This window comes from Mycobacterium shigaense, assembly GCF_002356315.1.
In the GTDB taxonomy this organism is placed as follows: Bacteria; Actinomycetota; Actinomycetes; order Mycobacteriales; family Mycobacteriaceae; genus Mycobacterium; species Mycobacterium shigaense.
The window spans coordinates 2,838,971-2,853,257 of sequence record NZ_AP018164.1; the positions used below are offsets into that span (position 1 = coordinate 2,838,971).

15 protein-coding genes and 1 pseudogene are annotated in these 14,287 nt (G+C 66.7%); 7 read left to right on the top strand and 9 right to left on the bottom strand.

All coding sequences use genetic code 11. The features are described from left to right. Nucleotides 1-441: 441 nt before the first annotated feature. Nucleotides 442-1,566 (top strand): DUF7159 family protein, encoded by a 1,125-nt coding sequence (locus MSG_RS13215; RefSeq protein WP_096440231.1) that lies wholly within the window; start codon nt 442-444, stop codon nt 1,564-1,566. A 9-nt stretch (nt 1,567-1,575) separates the two neighbouring features. On the opposite strand, the gene MSG_RS13220 is transcribed toward MSG_RS13215, so the two are convergent. From MSG_RS13220 to MSG_RS13230, 3 genes are read right to left on the bottom strand one after another with little or no spacing between them, the layout of a single operon-like run. Beyond that, nucleotides 1,576-2,127 carry a YceI family protein gene (locus tag MSG_RS13220; RefSeq protein WP_096440233.1) on the bottom strand — a complete coding sequence of 184 codons (552 nt, stop codon included), beginning with the start codon at nt 2,125-2,127 and terminating at the stop codon, nt 1,576-1,578. After that, complete coding sequence (locus MSG_RS13225) at nt 2,124-3,137, bottom strand: alcohol dehydrogenase catalytic domain-containing protein (RefSeq protein WP_096440235.1); 1,014 nt, start codon at nt 3,135-3,137, stop codon at nt 2,124-2,126. Before MSG_RS13225 ends, MSG_RS13220 begins: the two co-directional genes overlap by 4 nt. Before the next feature lie 39 nt (nt 3,138-3,176). Beyond that, nucleotides 3,177-4,448 carry a cytochrome P450 gene (locus MSG_RS13230; protein ID WP_096440237.1) on the bottom strand — a complete coding sequence of 424 codons (1,272 nt, stop codon included), beginning with the start codon at nt 4,446-4,448 and terminating at the stop codon, nt 3,177-3,179. 275 nt (nt 4,449-4,723) lie between these two features. On the opposite strand from MSG_RS13230, the gene MSG_RS13235 reads away from it, so the two are divergent. The 3 genes and pseudogenes from MSG_RS13235 to MSG_RS13245 all read left to right on the top strand — a co-directional run bounded on the left by MSG_RS13235 (nt 4,724) and on the right by MSG_RS13245 (nt 5,559). Further along, nucleotides 4,724-5,122, top strand: a complete 399-nt coding sequence (locus MSG_RS13235) for a hypothetical protein (protein ID WP_096440239.1) — start codon at nt 4,724-4,726, stop codon at nt 5,120-5,122. Nucleotides 5,123-5,169: 47 nt separating this feature from the next. Beyond that, a pseudogene (locus tag MSG_RS25170) lies at nt 5,170-5,277 on the top strand (hypothetical protein); the annotation flags it as partial. 54 nt (nt 5,278-5,331) lie between these two features. After that, entirely contained in the window at nt 5,332-5,559 is a 228-nt protein-coding gene (locus MSG_RS13245) for an Rv1893 family protein (RefSeq protein ID WP_096440241.1), read from the top strand. A 6-nt stretch (nt 5,560-5,565) separates the two neighbouring features. On the opposite strand, the gene MSG_RS13250 is transcribed toward MSG_RS13245, so the two are convergent. The 3 genes from MSG_RS13250 to pstS form a co-directional block, all read right to left on the bottom strand. Continuing rightward, on the bottom strand, nt 5,566-6,696 hold the full coding sequence (locus MSG_RS13250; RefSeq protein WP_096440243.1) for a nitronate monooxygenase: 1,131 nt from the start codon (nt 6,694-6,696) through the stop codon (nt 5,566-5,568). A gap of 136 nt (nt 6,697-6,832) precedes the next feature. Next, nucleotides 6,833-7,297, bottom strand: coding sequence for a hypothetical protein (locus tag MSG_RS13255; RefSeq protein ID WP_096444458.1), 465 nt, complete (start codon nt 7,295-7,297; stop codon nt 6,833-6,835). A gap of 48 nt (nt 7,298-7,345) precedes the next feature. After that, the gene (gene pstS, locus MSG_RS13260) at nt 7,346-8,461 is read right to left on the bottom strand and encodes a phosphate ABC transporter substrate-binding protein PstS (RefSeq protein WP_096440245.1); all 1,116 of its coding nucleotides are present in this window, start codon (nt 8,459-8,461) and stop codon (nt 7,346-7,348) included. A 257-nt stretch (nt 8,462-8,718) separates the two neighbouring features. On the opposite strand from pstS, the gene MSG_RS13265 reads away from it, so the two are divergent. Further along, entirely contained in the window at nt 8,719-10,659 is a 1,941-nt protein-coding gene (locus MSG_RS13265) for a flavin-containing monooxygenase (protein ID WP_096440247.1), read from the top strand. 27 nt (nt 10,660-10,686) lie between these two features. Then, on the top strand, nt 10,687-11,712 hold the full coding sequence (locus MSG_RS13270; protein ID WP_096440249.1) for an alcohol dehydrogenase catalytic domain-containing protein: 1,026 nt from the start codon (nt 10,687-10,689) through the stop codon (nt 11,710-11,712). Here MSG_RS13270 and MSG_RS13275 read toward each other — a convergent pair. The 3 genes from MSG_RS13275 to dtd all read right to left on the bottom strand — a co-directional run bounded on the left by MSG_RS13275 (nt 11,709) and on the right by dtd (nt 13,929). After that, nucleotides 11,709-12,497 carry an HAD-IB family hydrolase gene (locus MSG_RS13275; RefSeq protein WP_096440251.1) on the bottom strand — a complete coding sequence of 263 codons (789 nt, stop codon included), beginning with the start codon at nt 12,495-12,497 and terminating at the stop codon, nt 11,709-11,711. The genes MSG_RS13270 and MSG_RS13275 overlap by 4 nt on opposite strands. Nucleotides 12,498-12,518: 21 nt before the next feature. Continuing rightward, nucleotides 12,519-13,430 (bottom strand): class I SAM-dependent methyltransferase, encoded by a 912-nt coding sequence (locus tag MSG_RS13280; RefSeq protein ID WP_096440253.1) that lies wholly within the window; start codon nt 13,428-13,430, stop codon nt 12,519-12,521. 67 nt (nt 13,431-13,497) lie between these two features. Continuing rightward, nucleotides 13,498-13,929: a D-aminoacyl-tRNA deacylase gene (gene dtd, locus MSG_RS13285; RefSeq protein ID WP_096440255.1), complete on the bottom strand. Its 432-nt coding sequence runs from the start codon at nt 13,927-13,929 to the stop codon at nt 13,498-13,500. 46 nt (nt 13,930-13,975) lie between these two features. Between dtd and MSG_RS13290 the strand changes: the two genes are divergently transcribed. Next, the gene (locus MSG_RS13290; RefSeq protein WP_096440257.1) at nt 13,976-14,287 is read left to right on the top strand and encodes an MTH1187 family thiamine-binding protein; all 312 of its coding nucleotides are present in this window, start codon (nt 13,976-13,978) and stop codon (nt 14,285-14,287) included.

The window sequence follows — 14,287 nt, forward strand, 5'->3', positions numbered from 1 at the left end:
GGCCGTCCCCCATCGGATGGCCCCAAACGGCGCGCGATTGGAATGTACGGCCCGATTTCTACCCGCCGAACTCTGCCGGCAAATCCGTTGCCGGTTTAACCGAAATGCGGCGCCAGTACATCGGCAGCTGCGCCGGGCTCGGAGGCGGCGCCGTGACACCGCCCCGGCGGGTGCGCGCCCGGAAATTCTTGGCGCCGTGCGCCGCCGGGCCGCACCGCCGGCTGCGGACGTCGGATGCCGCGGGTACGCGACGCCGAGCGCCCGTGTTCGTCTCGTTATTTGGCATCGGTGCAGCCGAACTTGTGGGAACCGCGTAGGCTCTCACGGAGCAAGCCGATGGAGACCTATCCCGGTCCGTTCCGGCTCTCAGGAATCACCGCACCCGCGGCCTCGTGGTGCGCCTGGGATGTCCGCAGTTCCGGGAACGATCGAGGTGCAAATTTGGAAACGGTACTGGGGCTATCGCTGACGCCTACCACCGTTGGGTGGGTCCTCGCTGAAGGACACGGCGCAGACGGCACCATTCTGGACCACAACGAGCTGGAGTTGCACGCCGATCGCGGCGTGCGTGCGGTGCACACCGCCGAGCAAGTGACGGAGGAAGTGCTGCGGGTGCACTCGCTGGCCGGGGCCAGCGACCACCACCTGCGGGTCATCGGCGTGACGTGGAACGACGAGGCGGCGGCCCAGGCGGCGCTGGTGATGGAAGCGTTGACCGACGCAGGATTTGACAATGTGGTTCCGGTTCGACTGCGCGACTCCATCGAGACCCTCGCGGTGGCCATCGCGCCGATCATCGGCTACGAGCAGACTGCCGTCTGCGTGCTGGAGCACGAATCGTCGACCGTCGTGATGGTCGACGGCCATGAGGGCGACGCGCAGACGGTCGTCAAGGAGGTCGGCGGCGGCTTCGACGGGCTGCGGTCCTGGTTGACCGGAATGTTCCACCGCACGGGCTGGCGCCCGGGCGGAGTGGTCGTCGTCGGCGCCGACGACGACCTCACCGGGTTCTCGTGGCAGCTTGAAAACGCTTTGCCCGTGCCGGTTTTCGCCCAGACTATGGCCCAGGTGACGGTCGCGCGCGGTACCGCGCTGGCAGCGGCTCAAAGCACCGAGTTCACCGACGAGCGACTCATCACCGAAGCCTACGAACAGCCCGTCGCGGCGCCCGCGCCCCGCCCCGGCCGCCGGTCCTATGCGGGGGCCGTGACGGCCTTGGCTGCCGGCGCGATCACCTTCGTCTGCTCGACATCAATGGCGCTCGGCATCCAGCTCGCCCCGGACGCGCAACACGGACCGACGAAGCGCACGGCATCAACTCCGCAGGTCGCCGAGGCGGTCGCGCCGGTCGCCGCACGTCCGCCCGCCGCCGAACCTACCGCGCCCCGGTCGCCGGCCCCCGCCGGCGAACCGGTCGCGCACTCCAGCGCCCCGGAGGACCAGCAGGGTGGCGAGGCGGGACAGCCGGATGTCCACGGCCGGCAGCCCTATTTGACGCGCATGCTCGAACACATTCCCGGTGACGCCGGCGACCAGGCCGCCGCCGACGACCCGGAGCAGCCCTGAACCGCGTCATCACTCGCCTTTGGGGTGCACCGCGGTGAAAGAGACCGCCACATCATCGGCGACCTGCACCGAACCCATGAGCAACGAGTATGGCCTGACGCCGTATTCCGACTGGCGGACCACCGATTCGGTTGACAGGCGCCACGAATCACCGAGATCTTGTGTGCGCAAATCGATTACGTGCTCTCGGGCCTTTCCCCGGATCTCGAGCCGGCCGGCGAGGCGATAGCCTTCGTCGGTCTGGTCGATAACCTCCGCGGCGAACCGGATCCGCGGAAAGCGACTGGCATCCAACGATTTCAACGCGTTGGAGCGCGCCAATACCTTCTCCGGGCCGGATAGGCCTTTGACGCCGCCCTCGCCGCGCAATACCTCGAATGAATCCGTCTCGACCACCAACTCGACGCCGATCGGATCGGCGCCGTCGAATCTCACCGTTGCGTGCCAACGCGTCACCGCGATGGTGAGACGGTGGCCCATGCGTGCGGCCCTGCCCGCGACACCGGTGCGAACGAGCAACTCACCGTCGGACGGGTCGAGGGTCCAAACCGTCGCGGTCACATCGTCAGGACGGTGCGGTAATGCGCCCGACCCTGCTCCAGGGCCGCGAAACCTTCCGCGGCCTGCGCCAGTGGCAGCTCCTCGATCCACGCCCGCACGCCGGACAGGACCGCGAACTGCATTGTGTCCTCTACCTCTTTCGCGGTGCCGGAGGGATGCCCGACGATGCTGAGGCCGGGGGTGATGAGCTGAACGGGACTGATCGGCAGCGGCTCGGGCGTGACACCGATGGTGACGAGCTCGCCCTGCGGCGCGATCCCGCCAACCGTCGCCGCCATGGCCGGGGAGCTGCCCGCGGTGGCAAGCACGACGGTCGCGCCGCCCAGCGCATTCAACGCCTCGGCGGGGTCGCTCGCTGTCGAGTCAATGTAGTGGTGAGCACCCAATTTTCGGGCGTCGTCTTCTTTACCGGTGCCGCGGGCGATCGCGATGGTCTCGAACCCCATCGCCCGTGCGAACTGCACGCCGAGATGGCCGAGACCGCCGACGCCGAGGATCGCCACCCGGTCACCGGGCAGCGCCTTGGTGTGCCGCAGGGCGTTGTAGACCGTGGTCCCGGCGCAGCCCATTGGGGCGGCTTCGGTGTCGGTGAGCCCGTCCGGGATCCGGGCGAGCGCACTGACCGGCACGGTCGCCGACTCCGCGTACCCGCCCGGATAATGCCAACTCGGCACCTTCCCGCTCCGGCAGTGGATGAATTGTCCCTTGCGACACTGCTCGCAGCGGTAGCAACAGCCGCCGAACCAGCCGACGGCGACGCGATCCCCGATGTTGAAATCCTCGATACCCTCGCCGAGTTCGGCTATTTTCCCGGCGATTTCGTGGCCCGGGGTCAGCGGCCACGTCATGTCCGGAAACCCGCCCGCGACGAAGTGGGAGTCCGTTCCGCAAATGCCGCACGCGGTGATGGTCAGCCGCACCTCGTCGCGACCCGGCGGGATGGTTTCAGCATCGACCAGCTCCAAAGCTGCACCGGCGGACGGAACGTGGACAGCTCGATGAGTCGGCATGAACCTAGCTTGTCACCCCTGCGATCGCCGCGCGAGCGGTCATTTCACCGAGCCGTTGGTGTGGTAGTCGACCTGCCAGTGCTTGATGCCGTTGAGCCAGCCCGAACGCAGCCGCTCGGGCGTCCCGATCGATTCCAGGTCGGGCATGGTGTCGGCGATCGCGTTGAACATCAGATCGATCGTCATGCGCGCCAGATTGGCCCCGATACAGTAATGCGCGCCGGTGCCGCCGAAGCCCACATGCGGGTTGGGATCCCGCAGGATGTTGAAGGTGAACGGGTCGTCGAAGACGTCCTCGTCGAAATTGGCTGAGCGATAAACCATTACGACGCGCTGGCCCTTCTTGATCTGCACGCCCGACAGCTCGTAGTCCTCCAAGGCGGTCCGCTGGAACGACGTGACCGGGGTAGCCCACCGGACGATCTCGTCGGCCGTGGTGACGGGCCGCTCCCGCTTGTACAGCTCCCACTGATCCGGGAAATCGGTGAAGGCCATCATGCCCTGCGTAATCGAGTTGCGGGTGGTCTCGTTGCCGGCCACAGCCAGCAGGATGACGAAGAAGCCGAACTCGTCGTCGGAGAGCTTGTGGCCGTCGACATCGGCCTGGACCAGCTTGGTGACGATGTCGTCGCCGGGGTTTTGCGCCCGGTCGGCGGCCATCTGCATCGCGTAGGTGATCAGCTCGACCGAGGCGCCCATGGGGTCGTTGCGGGCGAACTCGGGATCCTGATCACCGACCATCTGATTGGACCAGTGGAACAGTTTCATGCGGTCCTCTTGCGGCACGCCCATCAACCCGGCGATGGCCTGCAGCGGCAGCTCGCAGGACACCTGCTCGACGAAATCGCCGGAACCCTGCGCGGCGGCCGTCTCGACGATGCGCCGCGCCCGCTCACGCAGGTCGTCGCGCAGCAGCTCCACCGCGCGCGGGGTGAAGCCGCGGGAGATGATCTTGCGCAGGTGAGTGTGCTGTGGGGCGTCCATGTTGAGCAGCACATACTTGCCCGTCTGGCGCTGCCCCTGGACCGTGCCCTCGCGGTAGCGGGGCAGTGCGGTGTTCTCCAGGCTGGAGAACACGTCGCTGCGCCGCGAGATCTCTTTGACGTCGCGATGCTTGGACACCACCCAGAAGCCACCGTCGTCGAACCCGCCCACCCCGCTCGGCTGATCGTTCCACCAGATCGGCGCTGTCCGGCGCAGCTCGGCCAGTTCCTCGACGGGCAGTCGCTCGGCGTGGACGTCGGGGTCGGTGAAATCGAATCCAGGGGGCAGGTTGGGGACGGGCTTGGTGGTCGACTCTGTTGTTGACAAGGCGCACTCCTCGATACGAAGTCTTCTAGTCGTCCTCTTGTGCAAATAAACCATTGCCACGCCGCATTTGGGAAGGTTCCGGGCAAGATCGCCGACGCCGAACTGCAACACGTTCAGCTGCGCCGAGCCGCGCGGACATCGGCACCCGGCGGCGGTGCGCCCCCGCGACACCGCCGATCGCCCGCGGACCGGCTGGATCTTGTGGGCCAGAGCACAGTCGTTATGCTTTGTGCAGGTCACCGGTGGGCCGGGTGGCATCGACTCGAGGGTGGAACATGATTCGCGAACTACTCACCAGCGCTGCGCTCGCGGGTGCCGCGCTTGGGGCGGCGCCGATCGCGGCGGCCGGCTACGACGGCGACGTGCCGGGGATGAACTATCAGGCCTCGCTGGGCGCGCCGTGCGACAACTACCAGAGCTTCATCTTCGGACGCGGCCCCAGCGGCCAGGCCGAGGCGTGCCATTTCCCGCCGCCCAACCAGTTTCCGGCGGCGACCACCGGTTATTGGGTGATTTCGTACCCGCTGTACGGAGTCCAGCAGGCCGGCGCCAAGTGCCCGGGCCCGCAGGCCGCCGCGCAATCGGACCGCGGACTGCCGATGCTGTGCCTGGGCGCCCAGGGGTGGCAAGAGGGATGGTTCACCGGCGCGGGGTTCTTCCCGCCCTCCGGATAACGACGATCATGCGCAGCGATCAGCCCGCCGCCGGGGTGGTGCCGCGCTTGTGGCTGGGTCTCCTGGGCATCGCCATGGCCATCCGGTTGAGCCGAATCCTGCGCTCCGGCGCCGAGGTCCCCGAGGACTATTGGCGCAAGCTGGTCAGCTACTGACCCTCTAGAGTCGTAACCAAGTTCGTTTCAAGTCCCGCAACGAAAGGAGCCTTCATGGCCGTCAATCCCCGAGACGCCGTGGACGCGGTCAAAGACATCGCGACCAATGCCGTCGAAAAGGCTTCCGACATCGTCGAAAACGTCGGCGACATCATCCGCGGCGACATCGCCGGCGGCGCCAGCAGCATCGTTCAGCATTCCATCGACATCGCGACGCACGCGGTGGACCGCACCAAGGAAGTCTTTACCGGCGGCGGCAAGTACGAAGTCGACGACGAGTAGCCACCGTCAGACGGCGGCAGCCTCGTTGAGTTCGTCCAGCTTGGACGTCGCCTCCAGGTACTCCTGCACCCACCGCTCGATCACGGTCGACGTCTTCTCGACCTTCGTGAATTGCCCGACCACCTGACCGACGGGGTTGAATGCCACGTCGACGGACTCGTTGGGGTACCGGTTGGTGGCGCGCACGGCCATGCCGGACACCATGTACTGCAACGGCATACCGAGCGGCTTCGGGTTGTCCGGCTGCTCCCACGCCTCGGTCCAGTCGTTGCGCAGCATCCGGGCCGGCTTGCCGGTGAACGAACGGCTCCGCACGGTGTCGCGGCTGCCGGCCTTGACGTAAGCCTGTTGCTGCACCGGGGTGTTGGACGATTCCTCCACCATCAGCCATTGCGAGCCGGACCAGGCGCCCTGGCAACCCAGCGCCAAGGCGGCGGCGATCTGCTGGCCGCTGCCGATGCCGCCCGCGCCGAGGACAGGGACCGGAGCGACCTCCTTGACGACCTGCGGCCACAGCACGATCGAGCCCACCTCGCCGCAGTGCCCGCCGGCCTCGCCGCCCTGAGCAATGATGATGTCGACACCCGCGTCGGCGTGCTTGCGGGCCTGCGAGGGGGAGCCGCACAGCGCGGCGACCTTGAGCCCGGCCTCATGGATGTGCTTGATCATCTCCGCCGGCGGGGTGCCGAGCGCGTTGGCGATCATCTTCACCTTCGGGTGCTTGAGCGCCACCTCGACCTGCGGCGTGGCCGTCGCCTCGGTCCACCCGAGCAGCTGCAGGGTGTCGCCGTCGCTGTCCTCGACGGGCACGCCGTGGTCGGCAAGGATCTTCTTGCCGAAGTCCAGGTACTCCTGCGGGACCAGCTTGCGCAGCGTCTCGGCCAGCTCCTCGGCAGACTGGCCCGAGTCCATGCCCTCGTACTTGTTCGGAATCACGATGTCGACCCCGTACGGGTGGTCGCCGATGTTTTCGTCGATCCACTTGAGTTCGATTTCCAGCTGCTCGGGGGTGAAGCCGACGGCGCCGAGCACGCCGAACCCGCCGGCCTTGCTGACAGCCACCACGACGTCACGACAGTGGGTGAAGGCGAAGATCGGGAACTCGATACCGAGCTCGTCGCAGATAGGGGTGTGCATCGCAACTCCTGGGGCGCTGGCCGGAACTGAAACGTGTTCTAGTTTAGTACGCGCCGCCATGACGTGGCCAGGGGCCCTCGATTGGCGGTCGGCAACTACGACGCGTCGCCGTGACCTGTCAGGTCGCCGTGACCTGTCAGATCGCCAGGGCATCGCACACCCACAGGACCACGAACGCCAGCATGCAACCGAAACAGACGAGGTGGTCGCGGCAGACCGACCGGGCTAGGCGACTCTGCTCGAGGGCGCTATCGTCGCGGCGCCCCAGCCGAATCGCGTCGGGGACCGTTTGCGTCAGCGCTAGCATCGTCGGGAATCCGGCGAGTCCGGCCGACGTCACCAACAACCAGCCGGGATCTTGCCCGCGGGTTGCCTGAAACCCCAAAGCCGCCAACAGAATCAACATGACCAGGGCGATCAGCCGGCTCATCGGTCGCGAGGTGGTGGTCGCGCGGTGGTAATACGCAGCGACGGAAGCCAGCATCGGTTCCGGCAGCTCGCCGCCGGAGGACCGGTGGCGCAGGCTTTGCGAATCGAATATCAGATCCATCCACAGGACGGCGAGCAAAAACCCGCCGCAGGCGGTCAGTAATGGGGCCACGGCATTCACCTCCGGTTTGCCCTGAGCTAAGGCGCCGGTGAGCCGCTCTCACGCGATGGCATTGACCGAAGCCAGCAACCACGACTTCCACGCCTGCGGAATCGGGATGTAACCGTTGTCCGCCAACCCATCCTGCCCGGCGCCGAGAGCGCTCTCCAGAAACGCCCGCACAGCCGCGGCGACCTGCGGGTCCGCGTACTTCGAACAGACGATCTCGTACGTGGCCAGCACAATCGGGTAGGCCCCGGCCTGCGTCGGGTTGTAGAACGACACACTGTCGAGGACCATGTCATTGTCCCGCCCGATCACGGCTGCCCCGCCAATCGTCTTGCCCACCGAGTCAGCGCTGATCGCCACCGGGTCCGGACCGGCCGGGGTGATGATCTTTGCCGTGCTCAGATGCTTCGCCTGGGCGAACGACCACTCGTTGTAACTGATCGTCCCCTCGGCGGCCTGGACGGCCGACGAGGTGCCGTCGTTGCCGGTGGCTCCCGCACCGACTCCGCCGTTGAATGTCTTGCCGGTGTCCTTGCCCCAGGCGCCCCGAGACGCCGCGTCCAGATACCTCTGGAAGTTATCCGTCGTCCCGGACAGGTCACTACGGAACACCACCCGAATCGGCTCGGCGGGCAGCGCAACGCCCGCGTTGAGCGCTTGGATCGCGGGATCGTTCCAGGTGGTGATGGCACCCCGGAAGATTCTCGCAGCGGTCGGGGCGTCCAGGTTCAGCGAACTGACGCCCTTGACGTTGTAGGTGATCGCGATCGGCCCGAAAACCACCGGCAGGTCCCAGGCCGGGGAGCCACAGCGCTGCTGGGCAGCCGCGTACTCGTTGCCGGCCAATGGCGAGTCGGAGCCGCCGAAATCCGTTTGGCCTCCGTTGAATTCGCTGATTCCGGCGCCAGAGCCGTCGGCGGTGTAGTTCAAGGTCTGACCCGGGCAGGCTTGTTCGAAGGCTTTGACGAAGCGAGTCATCGCGTTGCCCTGGGCCGTCGATCCGCTGGCCTTCAGCGTCGGCTTCCCGCCGCAATGCACCGTCACCGAAAACGAGGCCGCCGCCGGCGCAGACCCCTCGGCCGCGTCCTTGCCTCCCCCGCACCCCGATAAGACCAGTGCAGCGCTGGCCAACATGCTCAGCGCGGCGCCAAATCGGTTGCGCTTCAATTCGGTTCCTCACTGTTGCCCTGGCTCCCGCGCGCTGATCGGCCATCTCAAGCAGCCACGAGCCAAATATTAACAATGCCATCCCCACCGATGACCGCCGAAAACACATGTCGGCGACGCGGTGTCGACACAACTCGGGGGCGAAGACGGCGGCGACTCTTGATCCGTTCCGGCGCCAGAGGGTAGCGTAGTGGCACTAATTACGAAACCCGCCGTAGCGTAATTTTGGTTCCTCATCCAGCGGAAGGATCGACCCGATGCGCAGCCGTTACGCAGGCGATCCCTTCACCACGTCCACGCCCGAGATCGCGGCCGCGCTGGAGGATGTCAGCATCCCCACGCTGCTGCTGTCGCTTGTGCACATCACCGGCGACCCCCGCTTCATTCGCGACTTCAAGCAGATGGGGATCTTTCTCAACGAGGTGCAGGGATTTATGTCGGAAGAGGACAAAGCCCGTGCCCGCGCCGAGGCGCTGACGGTGATCACCGACTACCGCGACCGCGGCTGTCCCGAGCCGGCACCGCTGAGCCCCGAGCTGATCCGCGAAATGCTGGATTGGGCGGCGTGCGAGCACGTTCCCGACGACTACCTGGCACTGGTTTCCGAGGAGTTGGATCTCGACGGCACCGATCCTCGACGCCCGGTGGCCCTGCCGAGCGAGCGCACCGCGGATCTTCCTGTCGTCGTCGTCGGGTGCGGCGAATCCGGCATTCTGGCGGGCGTTCGTCTCAAGCAAGCCAATATTCCCTTCACCATCCTGGAGAAGAACGCCGGCCCCGGCGGAACATGGTGGGAGAACAGCTATCCCGGCGCGCGCGTGGACGTGGCGAACCACTTTTATTGCTACAGCTTCGAACCCAACAATGAGTGGACCCACTTCTTCGCCGAGCAGTATGAGCTGCAGGACTACTTCTCCAAGGTCATCGAAAAGCACGACCTGGCCGAACACATCAGTTGGAGCACCGAGGTCGTCGCGGCCGAGTGGAACGACGACGACGGCGTGTGGAACGTTTCGCTGCGCGACGTCGACGGCGGGACCCAGACGCTGCGCGCCCGGTCCCTGATCACCGCGGTAGGCCAGCTGAATCGGCCCAACATCCCGGCGATCGACGGGGCGGACCGGTTCGAGGGTCCGGCGTTCCACTCCGCCGCCTGGGACCACTCGGTCGACCTGACCGGCAAGCGGGTTGCCTTGATCGGGGCCGGCGCCAGCGGCTTTCAGATCGCACCCGCGATCGCTGGGGACGTCGAGCATCTCACCGTCTTCCAGCGGACCGCGCAGTGGATGTTCCCGAACGCGATGTATCACGACGAGGTCGGCGACGGCGTGCGCTGGGCAATGCGCCATCTGCCGTTCTACGGACGGTGGTACCGGTTCCTGGTGCTGTGGCCCGGCTCGGACAAGGGCCTCGACGCCGCCGAAGGCGACCCGAACTACACCGGCGACGATGCCGTCAGTGACATCAACGCCGCCGCCGCAATGATGTTCTCGCAGTGGATCACCAGCCAGGTCGGCGACGGCCCGGACTCGCAAGAGTTGCTGGCCAAGGTGATGCCCGACTATCCCGCCTGCGGCAAGCGCACCCTGCAGGACAACGGCAGCTGGTTGCAGACGCTGCAGCGCGACAACGTCAATTTGGTCCGCACCCCGATCCGGGAGATCACCACCCACGGCGTGGTCACCGACGACGGCGTGCACCACGACGCCGACATCATCGTCTACGCCACCGGCTTCCGGCACACCGACGTGCTGTGGCCGCTGAAAGTGATCGGCCGCAACGGAATCGACCTGCACCGGCTTTGGGGCAGCCGCCCGTACGCCTACCTGGGCATCACGGTCCCGGACTTCCCCAACTTCTTCATCATCTACGGACCCGGGACGCACCTGGCCCACGGCGGCAGCCTGATCTTTCAATCGGAACTGCAGATGCGCTATATCGACCAGTGCCTGCGGTGGATGGCCGAGACGGGCGTGCATTCGGTGGAACCCCGGCCCGCGGCCGCCACCGACTGGCACCAGCGCACGCAGGAGAGGATCAAGAAGATGGTGTGGTCACATCCCGCGGTCAAACATTCCTACTTCAAGAACGCCGACGGCGAGATACACACCGTCAGCCCGTGGCGCCTCAACGAGTATTGGGCCGCGGTGCGCGAGCCCGATTGGTCCCAGTTCGTTGTGCGACGTCAAAGTTCTTGATACAGCTGAGAAAGCGAGCACCCCACTATGCGCACGGTAGTCGTCGACGGGCCCCGCAGCATCCGGGTCGACACCCGTCCCGATCCCGCCCTTCCCGGACCCGACGGGGCGATCGTCGAAGTGAGCGCGGCCGGCATCTGCGGATCCGACCTGCACTTCTACGAGGCCGACTTTCCGATGCCCGGCCCGATCGCGCTGGGCCATGAGGCGGTTGGCACGGTCGTGGAGGTCGGCCCCGACGTGCGCACGGTCCGGGCCGGCGACCAAGTCATGATTTCTTCGGTGACCGGCTGCGGCGCCTGCCCCGGATGCGCCACCAACGATCCGGTCTTGTGTCATTCCGGCTTTCAGATCTTCGGCGGCGGCGTGCTCGGCGGTGCGCAGGCCGACCTGCTCGCGGTTCCCGCAGCCGACTTCCAATTGCTCAAGATGCCCGAGGGGATCAGCACCGAGCAGGCGCTACTGCTCACCGACAACCTGGCCACCGGCTGGGCAGCAGCGCAGCGCGCAGACATCCCGTTCGGCGGCACCGTCGCGGTCATCGGCCTGGGCGCGGTCGGACTCTGTTCGCTGCGCAGCGCGTTGTTCCATGGCGCTGCAACGGTTTTCGCGGTAGATCAAGTTGACGGCCGGTTGGACCGGGCCGGCCGGTGGGGCGCGACGCCCGTGAAAGCGCCAGCCATCGAGGCGATCCTGGCGGCGACGGGAGGCCGGGGCGCCGACGCGGTGATCGATGCCGTCGCCACGGACGCCTCCCTGACCGAGGCGATCAACACCGTACGGCCCGGTGGCACCGTCTCGGTGGTCGGTGTGCACGACATGAATCCGTTCCCGCTCAACGCCTTGGGTTGCCTGATTCGCAGCACGACGGTGCGTTTCACTACGGCGCCGGTGCAGCGCACCTGGCCCGAGCTGATCCCGCTGCTGCAGTCCGGCCGACTCGACGTCGACGGCATCTTCACCACCACGCTTCCATTGGACGAGGCGGCGAAGGGCTATGCGACCGCCGAGTCGCGTTCGGGCGACGACGTGAAGATCCTACTGACGCCCTAGCCGTTTGGGCGGTCCCGGCGCACGTGGTTGGCCAGATAGCGCAGCGTCCGCACCGGCCTGCGAGGCCGAACCGACGCCAGACACATCACCGGCCAGCCGTGCGCCGCGGCCGCGGCAGCAAGCCCGGAGCGCGGGTTCACCGGTCGCGGAAAGCCGACGACCGACATCGACGCCGCGTCCTCGTCACCGTCGGCGTAGAAGTAACTGCCTTGCACCGCAACGTCATTGTCGGCGCAGAACTGCTGGACCGCCGCGGCCTTCGTGGCTCCCCACACGATCGGTCGCTGAATTCCGCCGGTCAGACGACCTTCCCCGTCGAGCTCGAATCTGTTGCACTGCACGTTGGAGATGCCGAGGAAGCGGGCCACGGGCAGCGCCTGAATGGACAACGCCGACGAGCTCAGCACCACGGTGTGTCCGCAGTCCTGGTGAGCCTGCACGATGTCATGCATGTGTGAGTACACCCGCGAGGCGACGCGTTCGACAAACAGTCGCTCACCCAGCTCGTCGAGATTCGCGAGCGATTCGCCGCGCAGATAACCCGCCGCCCGGACGATCAGGTGCTCGAATTCCAAGCGGCCGAATCGATATCGCAGCGCCGCCTCGAACACCCCCAGCAGCTCGCCGAACCCGGCCTGCCGGCGCCGGATCCGGTCGCCCACGTGGACCGCGGCGGTGAAACCGTCGACCAGGGTGCCGTCGAGATCGAAGAACGCGCCGACCCCGGGGCCAGGTGCGCCGGCCGCCACCTCGGCGATGGCATCGGCGGGGGAGAGGATCGTCATCGCAACCACGGTCGCCCTCGCTTACCGTACCGCCGTGATGTATTGGGAGTTCATGAAGCTGTCGATCTTGACGTCGACGTCCGGCGGGGTCAGGCCGTAGCCGGCTTGCAGATCCAGGGTGTTGCGGACCGGATCGACGGTCCACCCGTGACCGGCCAGCCAATCGGCGGGGTCGGATTTGGGCTCGTAGGTCAGCGCCGAGAAGTCGACGTCGCCCGACTTGTTGACACCGGGATGACTCGTTTCCAGGGCCTCGAGCTGACTGTGGTCCAGTCGTGATCCCAGCGCGCCCACGGCAACTCGGCTGCCGGGCGCGCTCAGGCCGCTGATCCGGGTGAACAGCTTGTTCTGGGCGTCGTCGGTGAGGTAGGGCAGTATCCCCTCGACCGACCAGGCGCTCGGGCTTTCCGTGTCGAACCCGGCCGCTTCCAACGGCCTGGACCAGTCGGCGCGCAGGTCGGCGGCCACTTCGCTGCGCAGCGCTTTCGGAGTGGCACCCTGCTCACCCAGCACACGGCTCTTGAATTCCAGCACTTTCGGCAGATCGATTTCGAAAACCGTTGTCCCGTCTAGCCATTCGAGGCGGTATGCGCGAGAGTCCAGGCCGGCCGCGACGATCACCGCCTGCCGGATGCCGGCGTCTGTTGCCGAGGCGAAGAAGTCGTCGAAGAACCGGGTCTGCACGCCGTACAGCCGGGGAAATGCCGTCTCGTCGTCATTGGTGCCGGGGTTGGCCAGCACCCCGGCGAGATACGGGTCTCGCGACGCCGCGACGAAAAGCTTCGCGTACTCGTCGCGAACCAGCGGGTGCGGGCTCAGGGCATGCAGTGCGCGCCATCCCGCCACCAGCAGCGCCGTGTAGCCGACGCTGCTCACGATGTCCCAGTGGTCATCGTCGGAACGCAGCGAACCGAATTCGGGTGTCGCACTCATGCGGGGCCCCTCCATCCCAATTCGCGGATACGCAGCCGACACAACCAAAGTACCCGCGACCGCGCCGTCACAGCTCGAGCAACACCGTCACCGGACCATCATTTGTCAGCTCGACCTGCATATCCGCCCCGAAGACACCGGTCGCCACGACGGCACCGAGGCCCCGCAACGCCTCGGTGAACGCCGCCACCAACGGCTCGGCCACCGGCCCTGCCGCGGCGGCATTCCACGACGGGCGGCGTCCCTTCGCGGTGTCGGCGTACAGCGTGAACTGGCTGATCACCAGGATGGGTGCATGCACATCCGCGGCGGACCGCTGGTCGGCGAGAATGCGTAGATTCCAGAGTTTTTCGGCCAGCCGCTGCGCCTTGTCACGGTCGTCACCATGGGTGACGCCGACGAAAGCCAGCAGGCCCTGCCCCGCCGGGCGAATCGCCCCCACCACCCGGCCCTCGACCGATACCGAGGCCGACGAGACTCGTTGCACCAGAACCCGCACGCGCTCGATGCTGCCAGGCCGGCCATGGGTTGGGTACGCTCGCCGGGTGTCTGTGTTGGTCGCGTTCTCCGTCACCCCGCTCGGCGTTGGCGAGGGTGTCGGCGATATCGTCGCCGAAGCGGTTCGGGTGGTTCGCGATTCCGGCCTGCCCAACAAGACCGATTCGATGTTCACCGTGATCGAGGGCGACACCTGGGAAGAAGTCATGGCGGTCGTGCAGCGCGCGGTGGAAGCGGTGGCCGCTCGCGCCCCACGCGTGAGCACGGTGATCAAGGCCGACTGGCGAGCGGGCACCAGCAACGCCCTGACCGAGAAGGTCGCCACCGTAGAGCGGTATCTCGCAGGGGGTCAGGCCTGA

What these genes read in the sequence shown, in the direction of transcription:
- MSG_RS13245 (WP_096440241.1), top strand. Translation starts at nt 5,332, where the DNA reads ATGGCCGTCAATCCCCGAGACGCCGTGGACGCGGTCAAAGACATCGCG.
- MSG_RS13235 (WP_096440239.1), top strand. Translation starts at nt 4,724, where the DNA reads ATGATTCGCGAACTACTCACCAGCGCTGCGCTCGCGGGTGCCGCGCTT.
- MSG_RS13280 (WP_096440253.1), bottom strand. Translation starts at nt 13,430, where the DNA reads ATGAGTGCGACACCCGAATTCGGTTCGCTGCGTTCCGACGATGACCAC.
- MSG_RS13265 (WP_096440247.1), top strand. Translation starts at nt 8,719, where the DNA reads ATGCGCAGCCGTTACGCAGGCGATCCCTTCACCACGTCCACGCCCGAG.
- MSG_RS13250 (WP_096440243.1), bottom strand. Translation starts at nt 6,696, where the DNA reads ATGCACACCCCTATCTGCGACGAGCTCGGTATCGAGTTCCCGATCTTC.
- MSG_RS13225 (WP_096440235.1), bottom strand. Translation starts at nt 3,137, where the DNA reads ATGCCGACTCATCGAGCTGTCCACGTTCCGTCCGCCGGTGCAGCTTTG.
- MSG_RS13270 (WP_096440249.1), top strand. Translation starts at nt 10,687, where the DNA reads ATGCGCACGGTAGTCGTCGACGGGCCCCGCAGCATCCGGGTCGACACC.
- MSG_RS13275 (WP_096440251.1), bottom strand. Translation starts at nt 12,497, where the DNA reads ATGACGATCCTCTCCCCCGCCGATGCCATCGCCGAGGTGGCGGCCGGC.